The following is a 594-nucleotide window of genomic DNA, read 5'->3' on the forward strand; positions in this document are numbered from 1 at the left end:
CCGATCTCGGCCCGGCCCACGTAGATGCGGTGGCTCGGAGCGTTGTCGTTGGAGCGGTTGGTCTCGGCGACGATACGGACGCCCTTGGCTTGCAGGCTCAGGGTGACAATCTCGCCCTGGAAATCGTTGCCCACCTTCTTGAAAGTACCGATGTTAGCCATGTCACTTCTCCTGTTGTATTTCGAGCCCGCGACCACCGCGGCCTCGATGGCGATCTGAAGGCCGAGGACGATCGGCGACGCACCCCTTGCGGGCCGGAGCGCAGCGGAGGACGCCGTTGTGGCGACTTTCTTGGCTCGCGAGGAATGGGCGAAGCCCAGGGGAAGAAAGTCGCATCAACGGCGTTGCGGCTCAGACGATCGAGGCGGAGCCGGTCTTCGGCCAGATCAAGCCATCTAAGAGGCCACGTGCGTCCGCGGGCTGGATCGCAGGCTCGGGAGAAGACTTGGCAAATCTCGGTTGGGCTGCACAAGAGGTTGGAACGACTCGGCGAACAAAGAGAAACAACCTGCCGCAAAGGGCGGTGTCGTCATGAGAGAACAATCGAGAACGACTGACCGTGCCAAGCCACGAGGTGGGCCGGGCCGAGATCGG

General features: G+C 62.5%; 1 protein-coding gene. It reads right to left on the reverse strand.

The genetic code is table 11. The annotated features are described in order from the left end of the window. Positions 1–161: DUF736 domain-containing protein (locus FNJ47_RS46485; protein WP_163163518.1), on the reverse strand; the 161-nt coding region annotated here is incomplete at its 3' end. Positions 162–594: the final 433 nt, after the last annotated feature.

The sequence above is a fragment of the Bradyrhizobium uaiense genome (genome assembly GCF_010811875.1).
GTDB lineage: Bacteria > Pseudomonadota > Alphaproteobacteria > Rhizobiales > Xanthobacteraceae > Bradyrhizobium > Bradyrhizobium uaiense.